Origin of the sequence: Oceanisphaera sp. (genome assembly GCF_052084945.1) — a bacterium.
Lineage (GTDB): Bacteria > Pseudomonadota > Gammaproteobacteria > Enterobacterales > Aeromonadaceae > Oceanimonas.
This window is the reverse complement of the sequence record NZ_JBQDEX010000172.1, coordinates 1-3,543: the sequence shown is the minus strand read 5'-3', so window position 1 is coordinate 3,543 and position 3,543 is coordinate 1. Positions and strand designations below refer to the sequence as shown.

The 3,543-nt window shown below is 48.3% G+C and carries 2 protein-coding genes; both read right to left on the bottom strand.

Annotated elements, in window-relative coordinates:
• Positions 1 to 18: 18 nt before the first annotated feature.
• Positions 19 to 1,155 (bottom strand): patatin-like phospholipase family protein, encoded by a 1,137-nt coding sequence (locus ACTHY5_RS11595; RefSeq protein ID WP_441879837.1) that lies wholly within the window; start codon positions 1,153 to 1,155, stop codon positions 19 to 21.
• A gap of 450 nt (positions 1,156 to 1,605) precedes the next feature.
• Positions 1,606 to 3,324: a proline--tRNA ligase gene (locus ACTHY5_RS11590; RefSeq protein WP_441879834.1), complete on the bottom strand. Its 1,719-nt coding sequence runs from the start codon at positions 3,322 to 3,324 to the stop codon at positions 1,606 to 1,608.
• Positions 3,325 to 3,543 lie beyond the last annotated feature (219 nt).

Sequence of the window (3,543 nt, the reverse complement as noted above, 5' to 3'; positions counted from 1 at the left end):
GGCGCTCGGCGCTATTTGTTACTTCGTTGGCACCTGTAAAAATGCACACACTTCGTCTAATCGTGCTTGGGTATCTTGGTAGCCTAAATCAATGAGTTCACGGCAATACCCTTGCTCAAACAGTAAGAAACTCGCAAGCCCAGTGGCATCCCCTGCATTGACCCCAAATAGGCGTAATAAAGCCCGAATATTGTAGGGCAGTTTATGAAAATGCTGATGGGTAAGATCATCTAAGTTTTTACTGGGCTTAAGCACTAAATTATCAATATGGCGTAAGGCTAGCTGCTCATGTTTACGCTCGGGTACCAGTTTTATAGTGTTATTAATCCGCTGTAACCGCTCTATATCTGAAGTGAGAGCATCAGTAAATACCGTATCTAACAAGTGACCGGCAATATCAGAGCTGCTCGGATCACTGGGTAAAGTGTGGGAGTCGACTTCGTCTGGGCCCAAGCTAATGATTAAAATACGCTTAGCGCCTAAATGAATAGCAGGACTCAGTGGATTTAGCTGGTGAATAGAGCCATCACCATAATGATGGTTTTGGAGTAAACAGGGTTTAAAAATAAAGGGCAGGGCACTGCTGGCCATTAAGTGCGGCGGGGCAATAATAGCCGAACGCCCCGAACGGCCCGCTCTTGCCCAGGGTTGATGATAAGGCCGCCCCTGATAAAAGGTGGTGGAGTCACCGGTATTGTAATTAGAGGCAGTAATAGCCAACACTTCTAATGCGCCATAGAGCAAATTATTATCAATTCGCGGAAAATCAATCACCTTTTCTAGTAACCGCTCTAACGGGCTATTATCAAACAGTGGCAGGGCGATTTGGCTAGGTTTGCCTAATAGACCGCGCAGTAAGCTTTTAAGCGAGTGGCTAATCACCTTACTCAGCTGTAAGCGCAGTACATCTTCAGTTTTTAGGTGTCGCCATACGTACTCTAATTTACGTACGCCTAAATGAAAGCAAGAGGCGTAACATGCCAAGGCAGTTGCATTAATAGCGCCGGCGGAAGTACCGCTTAGAATAGGAAACGGAATCGCCTGCCCTCTAGGGTAGCACTCAGAAATCGCCTTCAGCACTCCCACCTGATACGCAGCACGCGCCCCTCCACCTGTAAGCACCAAAGCGCAGGAGTTATTCTCATCATCTACCATGCATCACTCCCTTTTCAGCCATTATAGAAGCTTGGCTGTCGGCTACAAAGCCTAGCCTAACTAAAGACGACAAAACTGTGAAGCGTAATACCAATCTACCCCGAGCGTAGGGTTAAATTTATTCGATCTCTGTTGCCTCTCCTTACGCACCGAGTTGTCAGCAGGTCGCCCCCACAGGCGACTCCATAGCATAGGAACGAATGAAGGGATCTGCCATCACATGACAAGGATGTCATGTGTTTGAGCGCCACAGGGAGGTGCTTGCAGCGTGTCGGTGTAGGAGGCCCTTTGTTCGGCCTGTACTGTGAAACTAAATAGAACAGCTAGTTTTCCTGATTGGTATTACTTTAACCATCAGCCCGGTATTTGCGATAGCGGGCCTATGCCACATACAAAAAAGCCCCCAGCCATAATACCGACCGGAGGCTTTTAGCATTATATTATCGCTAATTATCGCTTAGTGGCGGCTATCAGCTGTTGCGCCATATCGGCGGTGGCCACTTCTTGTTTTTCACCTTCACGGCGCGTTTTATATTCCACTACGCCTTTTTCTAAGCTGCGATCACCAATAATCACCGTATGAGGCACACCTAACAGCTCCATATCGGCAAACATCACACCGGGGCGTTCTTTACGGTCATCAAAAATCACTTCAATGCCGGCGGCGGTCAGTTCGTTGTAAAGATTTTCTGCCGTTTCTTTAACGGCAGCCGATTTGTGCATATTCATCGGAATAATCGCCACTTGGAAAGGGGCAATGGCCTCGGGCCAGATAATACCGCGTTCATCATGGTTTTGCTCAATGGCCGCCGCCACAATACGTGACACCCCAATGCCGTAACAACCCATTTCTAACACGCAGGCCTTGCCTTGCTCATTAAGTACAGTGGCATTCATTTTGCTGGAGTAATTATTACCTAGCTGAAAGATATGGCCCACTTCAATGCCGCGTTTAATCTGCAATACACCTTGACCACAAGGGCTAGGGTCGCCTTCTTGTACATTACGTAAATCGGCAACGCCTGGCAGCTCAAGGTCGCGACCCCAGTTAATGCCAAAGTAATGTTTATCTTCTATATTGGCACCGGCGGCAAAGTCGCTCATTACCGCCACTGCGCTGTCTATAATCACTGGCACTGGCAGGTTTACTGGGCCAAGTGAACCTGGGCCCGCGCCGACTAAGTCACGAATTTCTGCATCAGTGGCAAAAGTAAGTGGGCTGGCCACTTGGGCTAAGTGTTCAGCTTTCACTTCATTCAGCTCATGATCGCCGCGCACCATTAATGCCACCAATGGCGAGCCTTGATCTTCGGCGGCGTGCACCAATAAGGTTTTAACGGTTTGCTCAATTTTTAGCTCAAACTGCTCAACCAGCTCATTAATGGTTTTCGCATTGGGCGTATCCACTACAGTCATGTCTTGAGTTGGCGCATCAGCCTGTGCTTTAAGTGACACCGCCTCGGCTTTTTCTATGTTAGCGGCATAATCAGACTCGCTAGAAAACACAATATCGTCTTCACCGCTGTCGGCTAACACATGAAACTCATGAGAAGCACTGCCACCAATGGCACCGGTATCCGCTAATACGGCTCTAAAGGTCAGTCCCATGCGCTCAAAAATACGGCTATATGCTTGGTACATCTCTTGGTAAGTCTGCTCAAGACTTTGTTGAGAGGTATGAAAAGAGTAGGCATCTTTCATAATAAACTCGCGAGAGCGCATCACCCCAAAGCGGGGGCGTACTTCATCACGAAATTTAGTTTGTACCTGATACAAATTCAGGGGCAGTTGTTTATAAGAAGCGATTTCGTTGCGCACCACTGAGGTGATCACTTCCTCGTGGGTGGGGCCTAATACAAAGCCACGGTCGTGGCGGTCTTTAATGCGCAATAATTCGGGGCCAAACTTATCCCAGCGGCCGGTTTCATGCCATAACTCAGCAGGCTGTACCACTGGCATCATCATTTCTACCGCACCGGCACGATTCATTTCTTCGCGCACAATGGCGGCAACCTTATTCAATACTCGCAGACCGCTAGGCAACCAAGTGTAAAGGCCAGAGGCCAGGCGGCGGATCATACCTGCGCGCAACATAAGCTGGTGACTGATCACCTCTGCGTCGCTGGGAGTTTCTTTAAGAGTGGAAAGCAAATATTGACTGGTGCGCATGTGCTAGAACCTTTTATGTGCTAAAAACCATAGTAGCTGAAAGCTGATGGCGATCTAAAAACCGAAAGGCGGTAATTGTAGCAGGGCAAGCACAAGAGCAGAAGAAGAAAACAGTTTGGCGCTGATCAGCACGGCTTGCTCTACATTTTAGCCATCTGATGGGGTTGCACTATATTGTTATGCGCCCTTATTTCGTCTTTGCGAGCGTAGCGCGGCAAT

Coding starts and splice junctions, on each gene's coding strand:
- ACTHY5_RS11595 (WP_441879837.1), bottom strand. CDS start 1,155: ATGGTAGATGATGAGAATAACTCCTGCGCTTTGGTGCTTACAGGTGGA.
- ACTHY5_RS11590 (WP_441879834.1), bottom strand. CDS start 3,324: ATGCGCACCAGTCAATATTTGCTTTCCACTCTTAAAGAAACTCCCAGC.